Here is a 20782-nt window from a genome sequence, read left to right as displayed (position 1 = left end):
CGGGCTCAGCGGCCGGGCGTGCGGTCCGGCACGCGCACCTCGGCGACGGCCCGGGCGATCACGTCCTCGGCGCTGCGACGGGCGAGCTGCGCCTCCGTGGAGAGCAGCACCCGGTGCGCGAGGACGGGGACCGCCAGCGCCTGCACGTCGTCGGGGGTGACGTAGTCGCGGCCCTGCAGGGCGGCGTACGCCCGGACGGCCCGGAGCAGCTGGAGGCTGGCGCGCGGCGAGGCACCGAGCCGGAGGTCGCGCGAGGTGCGCGTGGCCGTCACGACCGAGACCAGGTAGGCCTTCACCGCCGGGGCCACGAAGACCTGGGTGACCGCGTGGATGAGGCCGCGGACCGTCTCCGCGTCGGTCACCGGGGACATCCGGGCGAGCGGGTCGGACGAGCCGTGGGAGTCGAGCATGTCGAGCTCGGCGCGCTGGGTCGGGTAGCCCATCCGCAGCCGGGCGAGGAAGCGGTCGCGCTGCGCCTCGGGGAGGGGGTAGGTGCCCTCCATCTCGATGGGGTTCTGGGTGGCGACCACCATGAAGGGCGCGTCCAGCAGGTAGGTCGTCCCGTCGACGCTGACCTGGCGCTCCTCCATGGACTCCAGCAGCGCGGACTGCGTCTTCGGCGAGGCGCGGTTGATTTCGTCGCCGACCACGACGTTGGCGAAGATCCCGCCCGGCTTGAACTCGAAGTCGCGGGTCTCGGAGTTCCAGATCGAGACGCCGGTGATGTCGCTCGGCAGCAGGTCGGGCGTGAACTGGACGCGCCGCACGGAGCAGTCGATCGAACGGCCGATGGCCTTGGCCAGCATCGTCTTGCCCACGCCGGGCACGTCCTCCACCAGCAGGTGGCCCTCGGCGAGCAGCACCACGAGCGCGAGGTCGACGGCCTCCCGCTTGCCCTCGATGACGGACTCGATGCCCGCACGCACCCGACCCATCACGTCCACCACGTCGGCCACGGTGTGGTGCGTCGCGGTCTCGTGGCGGGTGTCGTTCTCGACGCCGAGGCTCACAAGCCATCCCTTCGTCCCGTCGGGTCGCGTCACGAGCTCCTCGGCGCGACGACCAGCGCGGCACCCGGCGCGCGGTCTCGGCCCCGGGACATGCCCGATCAGCGTATGCGCGTCCGAAAAGCCCGGTGGGTTCCGTGAAAAGCCTGGTCGGAACACATTTGCCCGCGCCGAGACCGTCGGGAGGGGCGCTGTGGAGCAAAGTGGAGTAACGTGGAGCGCAGTGGAGGACAGCAGAGCCTCCGGCCCTGCTCAGGGAGTAAGGAGGCGGGCCCGTGTTCCTCGGGACCCACACTCCGAAGCTCGACGAGAAGGGCCGGCTGATCCTCCCGGCGAAGTACCGCGACGAGCTGGCGGAGGGACTGGTGATCACGCGCTTCCAGGAACGCTGCCTGGCCATCTGGCCCGTGGCGACCTTCGCCGAGCTGGTGCAGGGCGTGCGTGGCGCGTCCTCGAGCCAGCAGGTCCGTGACTACCAACGCATGCTCGCGTCGGGGGCCTCGGACGAGACGCCGGACAAGCAGGGCCGAGTCACGATCCCGCAGCACCTGCGGACGTACGCGGGCCTGGAGCGGGACTGCGTCGTCGTGGGGGCCATCAACCGGGTCGAGATCTGGGACGCGGCGGCCTGGACGGCGTACGAGGCGAGCAAGGAGTCGGCGTTCGCCGACCTGGACGACGAGGTCTTCCCCGGCGTCTGAGGACTTCCCCCCTCAGCCGCAGGTCGACCCCGGCAGCACGAGCACCACGCACCACCGAGCACGACAGCAGGACACGCAGGACAGCAGCAGACGCAGCAGAGCAGTACGTGCCGAGCGGCTCCACCCCGCGGCCGGCGCCCTGGCACCCCTTCCCCGGTGCCAGGTCGCCGCCCGGCCTCGGGTTGGAACCACCCGGCACGTCCTGCACCAGGGCGCAGGCAGGGCAGGGTCGAGGTCAGGGTCGGACATGACGGAGCACGCGCACGGGGGAGCCGCCTCCGGCAGCACGCCTCCCGACGCGACCCCGCCGGCCTCCTCCGCCCCCCGGCACGTCCCGGTGATGCTCGACGAGATCCTCGCGCTGCTCACCCCGGCGCTCACCGCCACCTCCACGAACCCCCACCCGGTGCTCGTCGACGGCACCCTCGGCCTCGGCGGCCACTCCTCGGCGCTGCTCGAGGCCTGCCCGGACGCCCACCTCGTCGGCCTCGACCGCGACCCGCAGGCCCTGGCCCTGGCGGGGGAGCGGCTCGCTCCGTTCGGCGACCGGGTCACCCTCGTCGAGGCCGTCTACGACGAGCTGCCCGACGTGCTCGAGCGGCTCGGCCGCCCCCGGGTGCAGGCCGTGCTGCTCGACCTCGGGCTGTCCTCGCTGCAGATCGACTCGGCCGACCGCGGCTTCGCGTACGCGACCGACGCGCCCCTCGACATGCGGATGGGGCGCTCGGGCCCGACCGCGGCCGAGGTCCTCAACACCTACGACGCGGGGGCGCTGGCGCGCGTCCTGCGCCGCTACGGCGAGGAGCGGTTCGCCGACCGGATCGCCCGCCGCCTCGTCGAGGCCCGCGAGGCCGAGCCGTTCGAGCGCTCCGGCCGGCTCGTCGAGCTGCTGCGCTCCGCGATCCCCATGGCCGCGCAGAAGTCCGGCGGCCACCCGGCCAAGCGGACCTTCCAGGCGCTGCGCATCGAGGTGAACGGCGAGCTCGAGGCGCTCGAGGGCGTGCTGCCCGCTGCGGTGTCGTCGCTCGCGGTCGGCGGGCGCATCGCCGTCCTCGCCTACCACTCGCTGGAGGACCGGCCGGTCAAGCAGGTCCTGGCCGCCGGTTCCGCCGACCGCGCCCCCCGCGGCCTGCCCGTCGTGCCCGACGAGCTCAAGGCCGAGCTGCGGCTCCTCACCAAGGGGGCTCAGCGCCCCACCGAGGCCGAGGTCGCCGTCAACCCGCGCGCCGCCTCCGCCCGCCTCCGCGCAGCCGAGCGCGTCTTCGACCCCCGTGACCCGGTCGCCCGGACCGGTGGCCCCGGAACCCGTCCTGCCCCTTCCCCCGAGCACAGGAGGTGAGCGCGTGAGCGCACTCACGGCCGCACCCGCCAAGAAGCACGCCCGCCCGCAGCCCGACGCCCGCCCGGCGCTGCGGCCGCTGGCGACGCCGTCGCGGCGGCTGGCCCGGCTGCCCTTCCTCGTGGTGCTGATCGTCGCCTTCGGGCTGGGCATGGCCGGCCTGCTGATGCTCAACACGACGCTGCAGAACCAGGAGTTCGAGGCGCGCCGACTCAGCAGCCAGGCCAGCCAGCTGACGTATGTGCAGGATGACCTGGAGTCGCAGCTGCAGAACGTCTCCTCGCCCGCCTCGCTGGCGCAGAAGGCGTACGCGCAGGGCATGCGGCCGAACGTCCACCCCGCCTTCCTGGTGATGCCCGACGGCACCGTCAAGGGCAAGGCGGAGACCACCAAGGGGACCGAGATGCGCTACCTGCAGCCGGGGGTCGAGGAGCAGCTCGGCGCCGACCGCGCGGCGGCCGAGGCGGCCGCCAAGGTGGCCAAGACCGAGGGCGCGCAGACCGCGCGGCAGGCCTCCGACGGGGCGGCCCTCGTCGTCGCGTCCGCCGCGAGCACCGTCCCGCCGTCGACCGCCACCGCCCGCTGAGAGGCCGCCGCATGCCGCAACGCCGTCCGCACCCCGCCGCCGGGGGACGAGGCGCCCGCACCGGGTCCTCCGCCGCCTCGACGCGGGGGACCGAGCCCACGCGTCGCCGCCCGGCCGCCGGCGGCGAGGCGCACCGCCGCGGCGAGCGCATCCTGCGTGACGGCACCCGTGAGCGTGCCCGGACGGCGGGCGCGAGCCGTCCCGCCGCGACCCGGACGGCGTCGGCGCGGACGGCCCCCGTGCGGCGCCCGGCGCCGCGCACCCCGCTCTCGGCGATCCGCGTCCCGCTCGGCTCCTCGAACCGTCGCCTGCACGTCGTGCTCGTGATCATGGCCATGGGGCTCTCGCTGTGCGCGGGCCGGCTGCTGCAGCTGCAGGGCTTCGACTCCGCGCGCTACACCGCGGACTCGATCGACGCCCTCACCCGCACGCTCCCGCTGCTGCCCTCGCGCGGCGAGATCACCGACCGCAACGGCACGGTCCTGGCCGCGACGCAGCCCGCCGTCGCCGTCACCGCCGACCCGACCCTGGTCGGCCCCAAGGCCGCCCAGGTCGCCGCGATCCTCTCGCCCTACCTGCAGATGACGCCGGAGCAGCTCGTCCCGCTGCTCACCACGCCGGACACGCACTTCGTCTACCTCAAGAAGCAGGTCCCGGCGCTGACCTACACCCGGCTCGCGGCCGACCTGTCCAAGGCCGGCATCTACGGGGTGTTCCGCGAGGCCGACCCGATCCGCACCTACCCGAACGGCGCGACCGGCTCCTCGGTCGTCGGCTTCGTCGGGGCCGACGGCAAGGGCCTGGGCGGGCTCGAGCTCTCCATGAACAAGGAGCTGTCGGGCGAGGCGGGCAAGGAGACCTACGAGAGCGCCCCGAACGGCAGCAAGATCCCGCTGGGCGACAGCTCGATCACCCCGGCCACCAACGGGCTCAACCTGCGGCTGAGCATCGACTCCGACCTGCAGTGGATGGTGCAGGAGCGGCTCGCCACCCAGGTCATCCGGACCAGGTCCGACTACGGCATGGCCGTCGTCATGAACGTCAAGACCGGCGAGGTGCTGGCCCTGGCCAACGCGCCGACGTACGACTCCTCGAACCCCGGGGCCTCGGCGACCGACGCGCGCGGCAACAACGCGATCACCTCGCCGTACGAGCCGGGCAGCGTGCAGAAGATCATCACCTCCGCCGCGCTGATCGACTCGGGCACCGCGACGCCGGACACGCGGGTCTCGATCCCGTACCGGCTCAAGTCCGGCCCGCTGTCGATCAAGGACGCGTTCAGCCACGACAGCGACCCGCTCAAGCTGCGGATGCGCGGCATCATCGCCCAGTCGTCGAACATCGGCACCGCGCTGCTGGCCCGCCAGATGGACCGCTCGACGCTGCACGACTACTACGAGCGCTTCGGCCTCGGCTCGCCGACCGGCATCCAGCTGCCGGGCGAGTCGGCGGGCATCATCCCGCCGGCCGACATGAGCGACATCCAGCGCGACCAGGCGGCCTTCGGCCAGGCGATCTCGGTGACCGCCGTCCAGGAGGCCGCGGCCATCGCCGGCATCGTGAACGGCGGCGTGTACCACCCGCCGACGGTCATCGCCCAGGCCACCGACGCCGACGGCAAGACCGTCGACGTGGACGACCGCAAGCCGCGCCGGGTCATCTCGGAGAAGTCCTCGGCCCAGGTCCGCGACCTCATGCAGGCCGTCATGGACGGCGACAACGGGCAGAAGAACCTGCGGCTCGACGACTACACCAGCGGTGGCAAGACCGGCACCGCGCAGCGGGCCGACCCCGAGCTGCACCGCTACAAGGGCTACGTGACCTCGTTCGTCGGCTTCGCCCCGTTGAACGACCCCGACATCCTCACCTACGTGGTCATGAACAACCCGCGCGGCAAGTTCGACACGGGCACGAGCACGGCCAACCCGGTCTGGCGCGACGTCATGAAGTACGCGCTCCCGCGCTACTCAGTGACGCCGGACGCGGGCAAGGTCGACCCCGAGCCGACGACCTGGTGAGGCGTGCACGCACGCCGCGGACCGTCGGGTCCCGCGGTGACCCTGACGTCGTCGAGGTGGCGGGCGACGGGCTGACCAGGCTCCGGCCCGCCCGGACGACCCCGGTCGCGCTCGACGTGCTCGTCCCGGGCGCGGGGTCCTCGGTGGAGGTCTCGGGCGTCACCCTCGACACCCGCCTCGTCGAGCCGGGCGACCTCTTCGTCGGGCTCCCCGGGCGCCACCACCACGGCGCCTCCTTCGCCGCCCGGGCCGCCCAGGCCGGGGCGGTGGCGGTGCTCACCGACGCCGACGGCGCGCGGCTCGTGGCGGACGTCCTGCCGGTCGCGGTGGTCGAGGACCCCCGGCGGGCGATGGCCCACGCCGCCGCCACGGTCTACGGCTGGCCGGCGCGCGCGCTGACCGCGTACGGGATCACCGGGACGCAGGGCAAGACGACGACGGCGTACCTGCTCGACGCGGCGCTGCGGGCGGCCGGGACGTCGACCGGCGTGGTCGGCACGATCGGCTTCAGCCTCGACGGGCGCGACCTCGGCGGGGCGCGGACCACCGTGACCACCCCGGAGTCGCCGGAGCTGCAGGGACTGCTCGGCCTGCTGGTCGAGCGCGGGGCGCAGGCGCTGGTCATGGAGGTGTCGTCGCACGCGCTGGTCCTCGGTCGCGTCGACGCGGTCGTCTTCGACGTCGCCGCCTTCACCGGCTTCGGCGAGGACCACCTCGACTTCCACGGAGACGTCGAGTCCTACTTCGAGGCCAAGGCGTCGCTGTTCACCCCCGAGCGGGCCCGGCACGCCGTGGTCAACCTCGACGACGCCCGCGGCCCGGTCCTGGTGGGCCGTGCCCGGGCCGCCGGCCTGCCCGTGACCACCACCGGGCTGGGCCCCGACGCCGACGTCCACCCGGTGCGGGTCGGCCCGGCCGAGCACGGGCGTACGCACCTGCGCGTCCAGGTCGGCGACCGGCAGGTCGGGACCCGGCTGCCGCTGCCCGGGGAGCACAACGTCCGCAACGCCCTCACCGCCCTGGCCATGGTCGCCGCGGCGGGCGGCGACCTGGAGGCGGCGGCCCGCGGGCTCGAGGACGCCTCGGTGCCCGGCCGCATGCAGCGCGTCGACCTGGGGGAGGGCGCCCCGGCGGTCTTCGTCGACTTCGCGCACACCCCGCAGGCCGTGACGGCCGCGGTCGCGGCGCTCGCCGGCCTGCAGCGCGTGGTGGTCGTCCTCGGCGCCGGCGGCGACCGCGACCCGGGCAAGCGCCGCCCGATGGGGGCGGCCGCGGCCGAGCTCGCCGACGTCGTCGTCGTCACCGACGACAACCCCCGGGGCGAGGAGCCGGCGGCGATCCGCGCGGAGGTGCTCGCCGGTGCTCGCGGGGTGCGGCGTGAGGGCGTGCAGGTCGTCGACGGCGGCGACCGGCGCAGCGCCATCGCGACCGCGCTGGGGCTGGCCGGCCCGGACGACACGGTGCTCGTGCTCGGCAAGGGCCACGAGCGCGGTCAGGAGGTGGCCGGCGTCGTGTACCCCTTCGTGGACGCCGACGTGGTGCGCCGGGCCTGGTCGGAGCTCGGCGGCCGGAGCGAGGAGAGGGACGAGGTGGACCGGTGATCCCGCTGCGCGTGGGCGAGGTGGCGTCGGTGACGGGTGCGGAGGTGCGGCCGGGGACCACGGTGCCGGTCGACCTCGACCGGTGGGTCACCCACGTCACCGCGGACTCCCGGGACGTCGAGGTCGGCTCCCTCTTCGTCGCCCTCGTCGGCGAGCGCGTGGACGGGCACGCGTACGTGGCCGGCGCCCTCGCTCAAGGCGCGGCGGCGGTGCTGGTCGCGCACGTCGTCCCCGACGCGCCCGGGCCGCAGCTCGTGGTCGACGACCCGCTCGTCGCGCTCGGGCAGGTCGCCCGGCGCGTGGTCGACCGGCGCAGGCCCCACGGGCTCCGGGTGGTCGGTCTCACCGGCTCCCAGGGCAAGACCTCGACCAAGGACCTGCTGGGCGCGGTGCTCGCCACCGCCGGCCCGACCGTCGCCCCGGCCGGCAACCTGAACAACGAGCTCGGGGTGCCCCTGACCGTGGGCCGGGTGGGCTCCGAGACGTCGTTCCTCGTGGCCGAGATGGGCGCGCGGGGGATCGGCCACATCGCGTACCTCTGCCGGATCGCGCCGCCCGACGTCGCCGTCGTGCTCAACGTGGGGCACGCGCACGTGGGCGAGTTCGGCGGGCAGGAGGCCATCGCCCGGGCCAAGGGGGAGCTCGTCGAGGCGCTCGACGACTCCGGCACCGCCGTGCTCAACCGCGACGACCTCCGCGTGTGGGCGATGCGGAGCCGGACGCGCGGACGGGTCCTGCCCTTCGCGGTCGTCGAGGACGGGGCGACGGCGCCGGCCGAGCCCGACCTGGTCTGGGCCGACGCGCTCGCCGCCGACGACCGCGGACGCTACCGCTTCACGCTGCACGCCCGGCTCGCGGGCAGCGAGGGGGAGGCGGCCGTCGCGCTCCGCGGGACCGGGCGCCACCACGTGGCCAACGCCACCGCGGCGGCCGCCGCGGCGCTCGCGCTCGGGCTCGACCTGACGGCCGTCGCCGAGGCGTTGAGCGCGGCCGAGCCCGCCTCGCGCTGGCGCATGGAGGTCCACGAGCGCGCCGACGGGGTCACCGTCGTCAACGACAGCTACAACGCCAACCCGGCCTCGATGGCCGCCGCCGTGGAGACCCTGGCCGAGCTCGGCCGGGGCCGCGGGCGGACGTGGGCGGTGCTCGGCGACATGCTCGAGCTGGGCTCCGAGGCACCCGCGCTGCACGCCGCGCTGTCGGCCCAGGTCGCCGCCGCGGGGGTCGACGAGGTCATCGCGCTGGGGGAGTTCGCGCCGGTGCTGGTCGAGGGCCAACCGGGGCGCGCGCGGGTCGCCGCGGACGGTGCCGAGGCGGCCCGTTGGGTCCGCGCGGAGGTCGCCGGCGGTGACGTCGTCCTGGTGAAGGCGTCGCGTGGCCTAGCCTTGAACCTCGTGGCCGACGAGATCCTGAGCCCCCCCGGGGACCTGCCCGAGCCGGACCAACAGCCCGGGAGCGGCTCGTGAAGGTCGTCTTCCTCGCCGGCTTCCTGGCCCTGCTGGGCACGCTGCTCGGCACCCGGCTGGCCATCCGGATCCTGGTCAAGAAGGGCTACGGCCAGCTGATCCGCGACGACGGGCCGACGTCGCACCACGTCAAGCGGGGCACCCCCACCATGGGCGGGCTGGTCATCATCGCCTCGGTCCTGCTCGCGTACGCGGTCAGCCACCTCATCACCTGGACGCTGCCCTCGGCCTCGGGCCTGCTCGTGCTGTTCCTCTTCGCCGGGCTCGGTGTCGTGGGCTTCCTCGACGACTTCATCAAGATCAGCAAGCAGCGCTCGCTGGGCCTGCGGAGCAAGGCCAAGATCGCCGGGCAGACGATCGTCGCCGTCGTCTTCGGCCTGCTCGCGCTGCAGTTCCCCGACGAGCGCGGCATCACCCCGGCCTCGAACGCGATCTCCTTCCTGCGCGACATCAGCTGGTTCCCGACGCTGCCGATCGTGCTGGTCGTGCTCTGGGTGATCCTGCTGATCGCCGCGGCGAGCAACGGGGTCAACCTCACCGACGGCCTCGACGGGCTCGCCTCCGGCGCCTGCGTGATGATCTTCGGCGCGTACACGCTCATCAACATCTGGCAGTACAACCAGTCCTGCGCCTACGTCTCCTCGGCCGGGCCCAAGTGCTACGAGGTGCGCGACCCGTACGACCTCGCCGTCGTCGCCGTCGCCCTGGCCGGGGCCTGCTTCGGCTTCCTGTGGTGGAACGCCGAGCCCGCGAAGATCTTCATGGGCGACACCGGTTCGCTGTCGCTGGGCGGCGCGCTGGCCGGGATGGCGATCTTCACCCGCACCGAGCTGCTGCTCATCATCCTCGGCGGGCTGCTCGTCATCGAGGTGATGTCGGTCGTGCTGCAGGTCAGCTACTTCAAGGCGACCAAGGGCAAGCGCATCTTCAAGATGTCGCCGATCCACCACCACTTCGAGCTGCTGAACTGGGCGCAGGTCACGATCGTCATGCGCTTCTGGATCATCTGCGGCCTCTTCGTCGCCGCGGGCCTGGGCATCTTCTACGCGGAGTGGGTCGCGGGCAACGCGTGATTGCCCTCTCCCGCTTCGCTCCGACGGGTCCCTGCCGCACCTCTGACCTGACCACTGGTCACTTGTGGTCGTCTCGGCGGCGTGTCGTCGACCACACCTGACCACTGGTCGCCGTGGGGTCGGCCGGAGGCTGGGCCCTGAGGCGCGGACGTGATGGGGTGGGGGTGTGAGCATCTCCTGGATGAGGACCGCCGACGGGGCGTCGCCCTGGCCGGACGCGCACGTCGTGATCGCCGGGGTCGGGGTGTCCGGCTTCGCGGCGGCGGACGGGCTGCTGCAGCTGGGGGCGCGGGTGACCGTGCTCGACGACGCGGCGAGCGAGGCGAACACCGACAAGGGCGCGCTGCTCGAGGTGCTCGGGGCGACCGTGCGCCTGGGGCCCGGGTCGACCGCGGACCTGCCCGAGCACGCCGACCTCGTCGTCACCACCGGCTTCCCGCCGACCGCGCCGATCCTGGTCCAGGCGCTCGCGCAGTCCGTGCCGGTCTGGAGCGAGGTCGAGCTCGCCTGGCGGCTGAGCCGGCCGGCCAAGGTCATCCCGTGGCTCGGGATCACCGGCACCAACGGCAAGACCACGACCACGCAGATGCTCGAGGCGATGCTCGCCGCGGCCGGCCTGCGGACCGCGGCCGTCGGCAACATCGGCCGCCCGGTGATGGAGATCGTCCTCGACCCCGAGCCGTACGACGTCCTCGCCGTGGAGCTGTCGAGCCACCAGCTGCACTGGTCGAGCTCGCTGTCGCTGCACTCGGCGGCGGTGCTGAACCTGCAGCCCGACCACCTGTCCTGGCACGGCGGCTACGAGGCGTACGGGGCGGCGAAGGCCAAGATCTACGAGGGCGTCACCCACGCCTGCGTCTACAACGTCGCCGACCGCGCCACCGAGTCGATGGTCGAGGAGGCCGACGTCGTCGAGGGCGCGCGCGCCATCGGCTTCACCCTGGGCACGCCGGGGCCCTCGATGCTCGGGGTCGTCGACGACCTGCTCGTCGACCGCGCGTTCATCGAGCAGCGCCGCGACTCCGCGCTCGAGCTCGCCACGCTGGCCGACGTGGCCGTCGCCGCGGGGGTCCCCGAGGGCGACCCGCCCCCGCCGCACGTCGTCGCCAACGCGCTGGCCGCCGCGGCGCTCGCCCGCTCCTACGGCGTCCCCGCGACCGCCGTGCGCGACGGCCTGCGCGGCGTCCGGGTCGGCGCTCACAAGATCCAGACCGTGGGGGAGCGGCGCGGGGTGCGCTTCGTCGACGACTCCAAGGCGACGAACCCGCACGCCGCCGACGCGGCCCTGCAGGCCTTCGGCGACCCCTCCGACCCGTCCGGCCCGCGCGTCGTGTGGGTCGCCGGCGGGCAGGCCAAGGGCACGCGGTTCGAGGAGCTCGTGGCCAAGCACGCGCCCCGGCTGCGGGCCGCCGTGCTGCTGGGCGTCGACGCGCCGGTGGTCGCCGAAGCGCTCGCTCGACACGCACCCGATGTGCCGGTCGAGGTCGTGGGGACCGCCGAAGATGGACGCGTGGCGCCGGCTGCCACCCGCGAGGGGGCCGCCGACGTCATGGCACGGGCCGTCGCGACGGCCGCGTCCCTGGCCCGCCCGGGAGACGTGGTCCTCCTCGCGCCGGGCTGCGCCAGCCTGGACATGTTCGCTGACTACGCCGCCCGCGGCGACGCCTTCACCGAGGCGGTGCGCGCGCTCGCTCCCTGACCGGCACCCCGGTCGGGACGGGCCCGTACGCAGCACGAGAGGAGCCGCCGTGACGACCGTGACCCCCTCAGAGGTCAAGGACCCCCGGCGCAGCCGCAAGGCGGGCCCGCGGACGGACATCGCGCCGAGCCCCGGGCGCGCGCTGGCCCTCTGGCTGCGGGCGGTGCTGGACCGGCCCATGACCAGCTACCACCTGGTGCTCGGCTCGGTCGCGCTGCTGCTCGTCGTCGGGCTGATGATGGTGCTGTCCGCCTCGAGCGTGAACGCCTACCTGACCACCGGCGACTCGTACTACTACGTCAAGCGCCAGCTGATCTTCCTCGGCATCGGCGTCGTCGGCGCCGTGGTGATCATGCGGCTCCCGGTCGCGACGCTGCGCTGGGTGAGCTGGGTCGGCATGGGCCTCGCGGTCCTGCTGCTCGTGCTCACCTACACCCCGCTCGGCATGACGATCAACGGCAACCGCAACTGGCTCTCGACCGGCGTCGCCGGCTTCGGCATCCAGCCCGCGGAGTTCGCCAAGCTGGCCATGGTCGTCTGGGGCGCGGACGTGCTCGCCCGCAAGCAGAAGCTGCTCGACCGGCCCTTCCACCTGCTCGTCCCCTTCCTCCCCGGCGCCGGCCTGGTCATCGCGCTGGTCGTCTTCCAGGGCGACGCCGGCACCGCCGTCGTGCTCGCCGGGATCGTCGCGGGGATCCTGTGGATCGTCGGCGCGCCGGGCCGGGTGCTCGCCGGGCTGGCCGGGGTCGGGTTCCTCGGCGTGGTCGGGCTGTTCGTCACCTCGCCGGTCCGGATGCGGCGCCTCGCCGCCTTCCTCGACCCGAGCGTCAACGTCAACGGCATCAACGACCAGGCCCAGGCCGGCATGTTCGCCATCGCCTCCGGCGGCTGGTGGGGGATGGGCCTGGGCGCCAGCCGGCAGAAGTGGGGCAGCCTCCCCGAGGCACACACCGACTTCATCTTCGCCGTGCTCGGCGAGGAGTTCGGGCTCTTCGGCTCGCTCGTCGTGCTCGCCCTGATCGGCCTGCTCGGCTACGCCGGCTTCCGCATCGCGTCGCGCTCCGACGACCCGTTCACCCGCTACGCCGCGGGCGGCGTCACGACCTGGTTCGTGGTGCAGGCCCTGTTCAACCTCGCCGTCGTGCTCCGCCTGCTCCCCATCGCCGGCGTGCCGCTGCCCCTCGTCTCGTACGGGGGGTCGGCGCTGATCGGCAACCTGCTCGCCGTCGGCGTCCTGCTCGGCTGCGCCCGGCGCGAGCCCGGGGCCCGGGCGCTGCTCGCCTCGCGCCGCGGCGGCACCCGGCCGCGCGTCACGGTGACCACCTCGACCACCGCCTCGCGGCGTCCGCGAGCCCGCGCGTGAGCGCACCCGTCTCGGTCGTCCTGGCCGGCGGCGGCACCGCCGGCCACACCTCGCCGCTGATCGCGACCGCCCAGGAGCTGCTGCGCCTCGCGCCCGGCTCGCGGGTCGTCGCGGTGGGCACGGCGCGCGGGCTCGAGACGACGGTCGTGCCGGCCGCCGGCCTCGCCCTCGAGCTCATCCCCCCGGTGCCGATGCCGCGCCGTCCCGGGCCCGACCTGCTCCGCGTCCCCGGCCGCCTCGGCGCGGCGGTCCGCGCGGCGGACGACGTCCTGCGCCGCCACGAGGCCGACGTCGTGGTGGGGTTCGGCGGCTACGTCTCCACGCCGGTCTACCTCGCCGCGCGGGCCCGTCGCGTCCCCGTGGTCGTCCACGAGCAGAACGCGCTGCCCGGGCTGGCCAACCGGCTGGCCGCCCGGGTGACCCGCCACGTGTACACGTCCTTCCCCGGCACGCCGCTGGCCCACGCCACGCTGATCGGGCTGCCGCTGCGCCGGGGCGTCGCCGACCTCGACCGTGCGGCCGACCGGCCCGCGGCGCGCGCGGCCCTGGGTCTCGAGCCCGAGGACGCCGGTCGGCGGCCGACGCTCCTGGTCAGCGGCGGCTCGCAGGGGGCGGCGAGCGTCAACGCGGCCGCCCGCGGTGCGGCCGACGACCTGCTCCGGGCCGGCGTCGACGTGCTGCACGTGCTCGGCCCCAAGAACATCACCGACGCCGACGTGCGCCGCGTGGACGCCACGACCGGCGCCACGTACGTGCCGCTCGCCTACGTCGAGCAGATGGAGCGGGCGTACGCCGCCGTGGACCTCATGCTCGGGCGCTGCGGCGCCGGCACGGTCATGGAGACCGCGACGGTCGGCCTGCCGTGCGTCTTCGTCCCCTACCCCCACGGCAACGGCGAGCAGGCCCGCAACGCCCGCCCGGTCGTCGACGCCGGCGGCGGGCTGCTGCTGGCGGACGCGGACTGCACGCCCGCCTGGGTCGCCGCCGAGGTCCCGGGCCTGCTCGCCGACCCCGACCGGCTGGCGGGCATGACGAGCGCCCTGGCGGGCACCGCGAGACGCGACGCCGCCACGGTCCTGGCCGAGCGCACACTGGCCGTCGCCCACGGCGCCGGACGGAAGGAGCACTGATGGCCCTGCTCGAACCCACCGAGCTCGTCGCCCCGACCGAGCTCGGCGGCGTCCACTTCATCGCCGTCGGCGGCTCCGGGATGAACGGCATCGCCTCGATGTTCCTCGACCTCGGCGTCGCGGTCAGCGGCAGCGACCGGAACGACTCGGCGTACCTCCGCGGCCTGGCCGCCCGGGGTGCCGACGTCCACGTCGGGCACCGCGCCGAGCAGCTGGGCGACGCGCAGACCGTGGTCGCCTCCTCGGCGATCCGCGAGGACAACCCCGAGCTCGCCGAGGCCCGCCGCCGGGGCCTGCGGGTGCTGCACCGCAGCGCCGCGCTGGGCTCGCTGATGCTCGGCCGGCGCGGGGTCGCCATCGCCGGCACGCACGGCAAGACCACCACGACCGCGATGGTCGCCGGGGCGCTCGTCGGCGCCGGTCTCGACCCGAGCTACGTCATCGGCGGCTCGTTCACGGGCGCCAAGAGCGGCGGCCACCTCGGCGGCGGCGACGTGATGGTCGTCGAGGCCGACGAGAGCGACGGGTCCTTCCTGCAGTACCCGGCCCAGGTCGTCGTGGTGACCAACGTCGACCCCGACCACCTGAGCAACTGGGGCACCGCGCAGGCGTACGCCGACGGATTCCTCCGATTTGCCAGCGCCCCCGACGTGGCCGTGCTCGTGGTCAGCGCCGACGACCCCGGCGCCGTCGAGCTGACGGCCGCGGTGCGGCGCCACGTCGAGGAGACCGGCCGCGGCCCCGAGGTCGTCACCTTCGGCCACGCCGCCGACGCGGTCGTGCGGATCAGCGGCGCGACCTACGCGGGCACCGGCTCGAGCTTCCGCCTGTCGCGCGGCGACGCCGGGGGACCGATGACCCTCGACGTGCCCGGCACCTACAACGTCGCCAACGCCGCCGCCGCGTACGCGGTCCTCACCTCGCTCGGGGTCGACGACGAGACCGCGCGCGAGCAGCTGTCGACCTACGCCGGCACCAACCGCCGTTTCCAGCTGGTCGGGACCGTGGACGGCGTCCGGGTCTTCGACGACTACGCCCACCACCCGACCGAGGTGGAGAACACGCTCCGCGCGGCCCGCACCGCCGTGGACAGCCAGCCCGGCGGGGGACGCGTGGTCGCGGTGCTCCAGCCGCACCTCTACACGCGCACCCGCGACCTGTGGCGCGAGCTGGCCGACGCCACGTCGATCGCCGACGAGGCCGTGGTCATGGACGTCTGCGGCGACCGGGAGGACCCGATCCCCGGGGTGACCGGCGCGCTGGTCGCCGACGCGGTGCCCGCGGGCACGGCGCACGTGACCTACGAGCCCGATTGGGACGCCGCGGCGCCCGTCGTGGCCGGGATCACCAGGCCCGGCGACCTCGTGGTGACCCTCGGCTGCGGCGACGTCACCAAGGTCGCCCCGCTGATCGTCGACGCGCTCGCCCGTCGCTCCGACCTCTCGGTGCGGACGGAAGGTTCGGCGGCACCGCAGGCCGACGCCCCCGAGCCGGGGGAGGGGGCGGCATGACCAGCACCGCCACCCCGCCGCGCACCTCGGCCCCCTCGTCGCGCCCCTCCGTCGCACCGCAGCGCGGCCGACGCACCGGCGGGCGCCGCCGCGTCGTCGGCACCGTCGTCGCCGTGGTGCTGGTGGTCCTGGTGGCCACCGCCGTGTGGCTCGTCTACTTCTCCTCCGTCCTCGCGACGCGGTCGGTGGTCGTGTCCGGCACCCGGGACCTGAGCGCCGAGCAGGTGACCGCCGCGGCCGCCGTGCCGCTCGGCCGCCCGCTCGCGCGGCAGGCGCTCGACGACATCGCCCGACGCGCGACGGCGCTGCCGCAGGTGTCGGCGGCCACGGTCACCCGCGAGTGGCCGGGAACGGTCCGCGTGAGCGTCACCGAGCGCCAGCCGCTGCTCGGCATCACCCAGCCCGGAGGCTTCCTCGTCGCCGACAAGGCCGGCGTCGTCTTCGCGGCCGAGACGACGCTGCCCCCGGGCGTCGTGCAGGTCTCCGCCGACCCGGCCAACCGCCCGCTGCTCGTCGAGCTGGGTTCCGTCGTCGACGCGCTGCCGCAGGACGTGCGCGACCAGGTCACGAGCATCGAGGCGGTCACGCCCGACTCGATCCGGCTCAAGACCGTCTCCGGCATCACGATCACCTGGGGCGACTCCTCGCAGTCCGCGCTCAAGGCGCAGGTCGCCACCGCCCTGCTCGCCTCCGGGGTCAAGACGTCGATCGACGTCTCCGCCCCGCACGCGCCGGCCACCCGCTGAGCCCGGCCCCCGGCCCCGTCGTCCGGGGCCGTCGGACGCCCGTCCGGCCTCACCCTCAAGTGGATCTCCAGAGATCCGGGGGTTGGAGCGGACCGTACGCGTGTCGGCCCCTGGCCACGTGGACTTCCGCATCCGGCCCTCTATAGATTCGCCTGCGTTCGCGTCTCCCCTCGTCGACCTGCCTTCCCCGGGTCGGCCCGCCGGTCTCGACCCCTGGTCGAGGGCCCGGAGGTCCGGGTCGGAGGAACGTCGGACGAGTCGGTCGAGCGCGCAAGCGAGGAGAAGGAACCCCCGTGGTCTCTGCGTCACAGAACTACCTGGCCATCATCAAGGTCGTCGGCGTCGGCGGCGGTGGTGTCAACGCCGTCAACCGGATGATCGAGGCCGGCCTGCGCGGCGTGGAGTTCATCGCCGTCAACACCGACGCCCAGGCGCTGCTGATGAGCGACGCCGACGTCAAGCTCGACATCGGCCGCGAGCTCACCCGCGGCCTCGGCGCTGGCGCCGACCCGGACAAGGGCCGCCAGGCCGCCGAGGACCACGCCCAGGACATCGAGGACGCGCTCAAGGGCGCGGACATGGTGTTCGTGACCGCGGGCGAGGGCGGTGGCACCGGCACCGGCGGCGCCCCGGTCGTGGCCCGCATCGCCCGTGCGCTGGGCGCGCTGACCATCGGCGTCGTGACCCGGCCGTTCTCCTTCGAGGGCAAGCGCCGCGCGACCCAGGCCGAGTCGGGCATCGGGAGCCTCCGCGAGGAGGTCGACACCCTGATCGTCATCCCGAACGACAAGCTGCTCCAGATGGTCGACCACCAGATCGCCATCCTCGACGCCTTCAAGCAGGCCGACCAGGTGCTGATGCAGGGTGTCTCCGGCATCACCGACCTGATCACCACGCCCGGCCTGATCAACCTCGACTTCGCCGACGTCAAGGCGGTCATGTCGAACGCGGGCTCCGCCCTGATGGGCATCGGCTCGGCGCGCGGCGAGGACCGGGCCCGCGCCGCGGCCGAGATGGCCGTCAGCTCGCCGCTGCTCGAGGCCAGCATCGAGGGCGCCCACGGCGTCCTGCTGTCGATCGCCGGCGGCTCCGACCTCGGCCTGTTCGAGGTCTCCTCGGCGGCCGACCTGATCCAGGCGGCGGCCCACGAGGACGCCAACATCATCTTCGGCACCGTGATCGACGACGCGCTGGGCGACGAGGTCCGCGTGACCGTCATCGCCGCCGGCTTCGAGGGCGGGCAGCCTCCGCGCCGCCAGCCGGGCATCAGCCGCAACGCCGACCTCGGCCGCGGACAGCAGGGTGGCCAGCCCGCCCAGGGCCAGCAAGGCGGCCAGCAGGGCGGGGGCCAGCAGGGCGGTCAGCGTCCCTACCAGACCTCGGCCCCGGCCCAGTCCCCGCAGCCGTCGTACGGCTCCGGGCGTCCGGTCCCGGCGACCACCCCGAGCGGCGCCGCTCCGGGTCAGGCCCCGGCCCCCCGGCCCGCTCCGCTGCGGCCGCCGAGCCCGCCGGCCGACGACGACCTCGACGTCCCGGACTTCTTGAAGTAGGCCGCGTGTCGGTGGTCGGCGTGGCTGGTGCCCCGTCGACCGGCCGGTAGTGTCGTCGACGCCGCCTCCTCCTTGAGGGAGAGGCGGCGTCATGACGATCGAGCGTTGAGCTGACCGAGGGGCGACGATGGCGGAGAGACTGAAGCGGGCTGCCGCGTGGCTGGGCCTGGTGACCGACGACCGCTACGCCGAGTACGAGGTCGACGACGCCGAGCGCACCGAGGGCATCAGCCGCGAGGAGCTCATCGGCGTCCAGGAGCGTGACCGCGCTGCGGCGTCCGCGGGTGCGGGTGCCGGCGGCAGCGTGACCACGCTGCAGAGCAAGCGCCCGACGACCACGACGATCGCGCCGGCCCCGGTCGCCGCCGTGGCCACGCAGACCTCCCCGGCGCCCGCCCCGGCCCCGACGCCCGCCCCGCGAGCAAGGACGGCCGACCTGTCCCGCATCACGACGGTGCACCCGCGCACCTACAACGAGGCCCGCACCATCGGCGAGCACTTCCGCGACGGCGTGCCCGTGATCATGAACCTCTCGCAGATGGAGGACGTCGACGCCAAGCGGCTCGTCGACTTCGCCGCGGGGCTGATCTTCGGCCTGCACGGGACGATCGAGCGCGTGACGAGCAAGGTCTTCCTGCTCTCGCCGCAGAACGTCACGGTCGCGACCGAGGACAAGGAACGCATCGCGAGCGGTTTCTTCAACCAGAGCTGAGATCTGCCGGGGCCCGCGCCCCGTGGTCGTCGCGGACGACCGGCCAGGCCCTGCGACGACGTCGCGGGGCCTTTCCGCTCCCGGGAGCGTGCTGCCGGCGGGCGACCGACCTACCATGGAGGCGTACCCAGGGCGCGACGGCCCAGGGGCACCAGGAGGGGTGGAGATCGACGTGGGGCTCGTCAGCTACATCATCGGCATGGTCCTGTGGATCTTCATGCTGGTCCTCTTCGCCCGGATGATCCTGTCCTGGGTCCCGGTGCTCGTGCGCGAGTGGCAGCCGCGCGGCCCGATGCTCGTCCTGGCCGAGGTCGTCTACTCCATCACCGACCCGCCCCTGCGGGCCCTGCGCAAGGTCCTCAAGCCGGTCCGCGTGGGCAACATGAGCCTCGACCTGGCCTTCATCGCGCTGTTCCTGCTCGTGAGCATCCTCATGCAGGTCAACCGCGCGGTCGCGTACGCCATCTGAGCCGAGCCCGGGCGGGGTCGCCCGTACGGCCGGCCCGGTCGCCGAGGATGCACGCAGCACCCGGTGCCGTCGGATACGGTGGTCGGCGGGCCGCAGGGCCCGGTACTGCCGTCTCCACGAAGCTTGAGGTGTTCCCAGATGACGCTGTCGCTCGACGATGTTCGCAACAAGAGGTTCCGCATGGCCCGCAAGGGCGGCTACGAGGTCCTCGAGGTGGACGAGTTCGTCGACGAGGTGGAGGAGAGCTTCGCCCAGCTCTTCGAGGAGAACGCGAACCTCAAGAAGCAGGTCGACGCGCTGAAGTCTTCCTCGGGCGACCGTCAGGCCGAGCCCGCCACGGGCGAGAAGGCCGAGCCCGCCGCCGCGCCGCAGGCCGGGGCGTCCGCCCCGGTCGAGCAGGAGCGGCCCGAGCAGCCGGCCCAGCCCACCCCGTCGGCCCCGTCGGCACCTTCCCGTGACGCCGAGCACATCGTCGTGACGACGAGCGCCGAGGCGAGCAGCGCGGTCGTGCGGCTCGTGCAGCTCTCGACCGAGCAGGCCGAGCACCTGGTCAGCGAGGCCAACGCGGAGGCCGCGCGCATCCGTGACGACGCCAACCGCGACGCGGCGCAGGTCACCGAGGACGCCCGGACCCGTGCCGACCGCCTGGAGTCCGAGGCCCGTGTCAACGCCGAGCGCCTCTCGACGGAGTCCAAGAACCGCTCCGAGTCGCTCGACCGCGAGCTGGCCGAGCGTCGCACCGAGCTCTTCGGCGACCTCGACCGGCAGCGTGAGTCGCTGACCGAGACCGTCGCCCGGCTGCGGGACTTCGAGCAGCGCTACCGCTCGAGCCTCGCCGATCACCTCCGCGGGCAGCTCGACTCGCTCGGCACGGTGGGCATCGAGCCCGAGGGCGGCCCGGAGCGGACCGCTGCGCGTCCGCAGTCCGCGACCCCGTCGGCCGCCGCCGAGGAGCCGCACGACGAGCAGGCCGCCGCGTCCACGACCGCTGCGCAGGCGGGCACGACGGACGGCGACGGGGACGACGCACCGACGAGCAGCGCCACGCCGCGGCTCGACGCCCTGCTGGGCGACCAGCGCTGATCGACCACCCGCCGGCGGGCCGGACGTCGCAGCACTGACGTCCCGGTCCACCTCGCGGGTGGGACCACGACGGACCCGGGCAGCCGGGTCGAGCACCTCGGGGACGACCCGGGGTGCTTCGTCGTTGAAGAAACGCAGGTGACCGCCTACTGTCTCTGCGACGTCGAGCGAGGGGACCCCTTCATGAGCACCACCAAGACCACGGACAGCGCCGTGGCGGACCCGTCAGCGGGTGGTACGCGGGTCGCCCCGAACGTCCACGCGCTGCCCGTCGAGCACGCCGAGCGTGAGACCGTCCCGGTCGACCCGGCCTCGCTGCCGGTGCGCGCGGGCGAGGACCCGTGGACCGAGGAGGAGCTGGACGAGGTCCGCACCACCCTCGCCGAGGACATCACCCGCTTCGCCGAGCAGCTCGCCACGTCCAACGCCGAGCTGCACAACCTGCTCCGCGACGGCACCGAGGGCGCAGGTCGCGACCCCGCCGACGTCGGCTCGGCAAACTTCGAGCGCGACGCCGAGATGAGCCTCGCCAACAACGCCCGCGAGATGCTCGACCAGTCGCAGCTCGCGCTGCGCCACATCGAGCTCGGCGTCTACGGCCGCTGCGACAACTGCGGGCAGCCGATCGGCAAGGGCCGCCTCCAGGCCTTCCCGCGCGCCACGCTGTGCGTGACCTGCAAGCAGCGCGAAGAGCGGCGCTGAACCCCTCGACCCCCGTCGCCCCGGGC

18 protein-coding genes are annotated in these 20782 nt (G+C 74.1%); 17 read left to right on the top strand and 1 reads right to left on the bottom strand.

What is annotated here, in order from left to right:
• Positions 1–5: 5 nt before the first annotated feature.
• Entirely contained in the window at positions 6–935 is a 930-nt protein-coding gene (locus BLU42_RS12115) for an AAA family ATPase (RefSeq protein ID WP_091080319.1), read from the bottom strand.
• Positions 936–1282: 347 nt separating this feature from the next.
• On the opposite strand from BLU42_RS12115, the gene mraZ reads away from it, so the two are divergent.
• The 17 genes from mraZ (at position 1283) to BLU42_RS12030 (ending at position 20756) form a co-directional block, all read left to right on the top strand.
• A complete protein-coding gene (mraZ, locus tag BLU42_RS12110) occupies positions 1283–1708 on the top strand; it encodes a division/cell wall cluster transcriptional repressor MraZ (RefSeq protein WP_091074707.1) in 426 nt (141 codons plus the stop codon).
• A 247-nt stretch (positions 1709–1955) separates the two neighbouring features.
• Entirely contained in the window at positions 1956–3047 is a 1092-nt protein-coding gene (gene rsmH / locus BLU42_RS12105; protein ID WP_091074704.1) for a 16S rRNA (cytosine(1402)-N(4))-methyltransferase RsmH, read from the top strand.
• A 4-nt stretch (positions 3048–3051) separates the two neighbouring features.
• A complete protein-coding gene (locus BLU42_RS12100; protein WP_091074702.1) occupies positions 3052–3633 on the top strand; it encodes a hypothetical protein in 582 nt (193 codons plus the stop codon).
• A gap of 11 nt (positions 3634–3644) precedes the next feature.
• Positions 3645–5651: a peptidoglycan D,D-transpeptidase FtsI family protein gene (locus BLU42_RS12095; protein WP_091074700.1), complete on the top strand. Its 2007-nt coding sequence runs from the start codon at positions 3645–3647 to the stop codon at positions 5649–5651.
• Between the two features lie 56 nt (positions 5652–5707).
• The gene (locus BLU42_RS12090) at positions 5708–7252 is read left to right on the top strand and encodes a UDP-N-acetylmuramoyl-L-alanyl-D-glutamate--2,6-diaminopimelate ligase (protein ID WP_456238010.1); all 1545 of its coding nucleotides are present in this window, start codon (positions 5708–5710) and stop codon (positions 7250–7252) included.
• A complete protein-coding gene (locus BLU42_RS12085) occupies positions 7249–8718 on the top strand; it encodes a UDP-N-acetylmuramoyl-tripeptide--D-alanyl-D-alanine ligase (RefSeq protein ID WP_091074698.1) in 1470 nt (489 codons plus the stop codon). The genes BLU42_RS12090 and BLU42_RS12085 overlap by 4 nt, the downstream gene beginning before the upstream one ends.
• Positions 8715–9791 (top strand): phospho-N-acetylmuramoyl-pentapeptide-transferase, encoded by a 1077-nt coding sequence (gene mraY / locus BLU42_RS12080; protein ID WP_091074696.1) that lies wholly within the window; start codon positions 8715–8717, stop codon positions 9789–9791. Before BLU42_RS12085 ends, mraY begins: the two co-directional genes overlap by 4 nt.
• 181 nt (positions 9792–9972) lie before the next feature.
• Entirely contained in the window at positions 9973–11490 is a 1518-nt protein-coding gene (gene murD / locus BLU42_RS12075) for a UDP-N-acetylmuramoyl-L-alanine--D-glutamate ligase (protein ID WP_091080313.1), read from the top strand.
• A gap of 49 nt (positions 11491–11539) precedes the next feature.
• A complete protein-coding gene (ftsW, locus tag BLU42_RS12070) occupies positions 11540–12853 on the top strand; it encodes a putative lipid II flippase FtsW (RefSeq protein ID WP_231918120.1) in 1314 nt (437 codons plus the stop codon).
• Positions 12850–13983, top strand: a complete 1134-nt coding sequence (locus tag BLU42_RS12065) for a UDP-N-acetylglucosamine--N-acetylmuramyl-(pentapeptide) pyrophosphoryl-undecaprenol N-acetylglucosamine transferase (RefSeq protein WP_091074694.1) — start codon at positions 12850–12852, stop codon at positions 13981–13983. Before ftsW ends, BLU42_RS12065 begins: the two co-directional genes overlap by 4 nt.
• On the top strand, positions 13983–15494 hold the full coding sequence (murC, locus tag BLU42_RS12060; RefSeq protein ID WP_091074692.1) for a UDP-N-acetylmuramate--L-alanine ligase: 1512 nt from the start codon (positions 13983–13985) through the stop codon (positions 15492–15494). Before BLU42_RS12065 ends, murC begins: the two co-directional genes overlap by 1 nt.
• The gene (locus BLU42_RS12055; RefSeq protein WP_091074689.1) at positions 15491–16240 is read left to right on the top strand and encodes a cell division protein FtsQ/DivIB; all 750 of its coding nucleotides are present in this window, start codon (positions 15491–15493) and stop codon (positions 16238–16240) included. The genes murC and BLU42_RS12055 overlap by 4 nt, the downstream gene beginning before the upstream one ends.
• A gap of 293 nt (positions 16241–16533) precedes the next feature.
• Positions 16534–17790 (top strand): cell division protein FtsZ, encoded by a 1257-nt coding sequence (gene ftsZ / locus BLU42_RS12050; RefSeq protein WP_091074687.1) that lies wholly within the window; start codon positions 16534–16536, stop codon positions 17788–17790.
• Positions 17791–17917: 127 nt separating this feature from the next.
• Positions 17918–18502, top strand: a complete 585-nt coding sequence (locus BLU42_RS21130) for a cell division protein SepF (RefSeq protein ID WP_091074685.1) — start codon at positions 17918–17920, stop codon at positions 18500–18502.
• A gap of 160 nt (positions 18503–18662) precedes the next feature.
• Positions 18663–18971, top strand: a complete 309-nt coding sequence (locus BLU42_RS12040; protein ID WP_231918119.1) for a YggT family protein — start codon at positions 18663–18665, stop codon at positions 18969–18971.
• Between the two features lie 138 nt (positions 18972–19109).
• The gene (locus BLU42_RS12035) at positions 19110–20054 is read left to right on the top strand and encodes a DivIVA domain-containing protein (protein ID WP_091074683.1); all 945 of its coding nucleotides are present in this window, start codon (positions 19110–19112) and stop codon (positions 20052–20054) included.
• Positions 20055–20237: 183 nt separating this feature from the next.
• Positions 20238–20756, top strand: coding sequence for a TraR/DksA family transcriptional regulator (locus BLU42_RS12030; RefSeq protein ID WP_091080303.1), 519 nt, complete (start codon positions 20238–20240; stop codon positions 20754–20756).
• Positions 20757–20782 lie beyond the last annotated feature (26 nt).

Origin of the sequence: Microlunatus sagamiharensis, assembly GCF_900105785.1 — a bacterium.
Lineage (GTDB): Bacteria > Actinomycetota > Actinomycetes > Propionibacteriales > Propionibacteriaceae > Microlunatus > Microlunatus sagamiharensis.
This window is presented reverse-complemented; position numbering and strand designations above follow the sequence as displayed.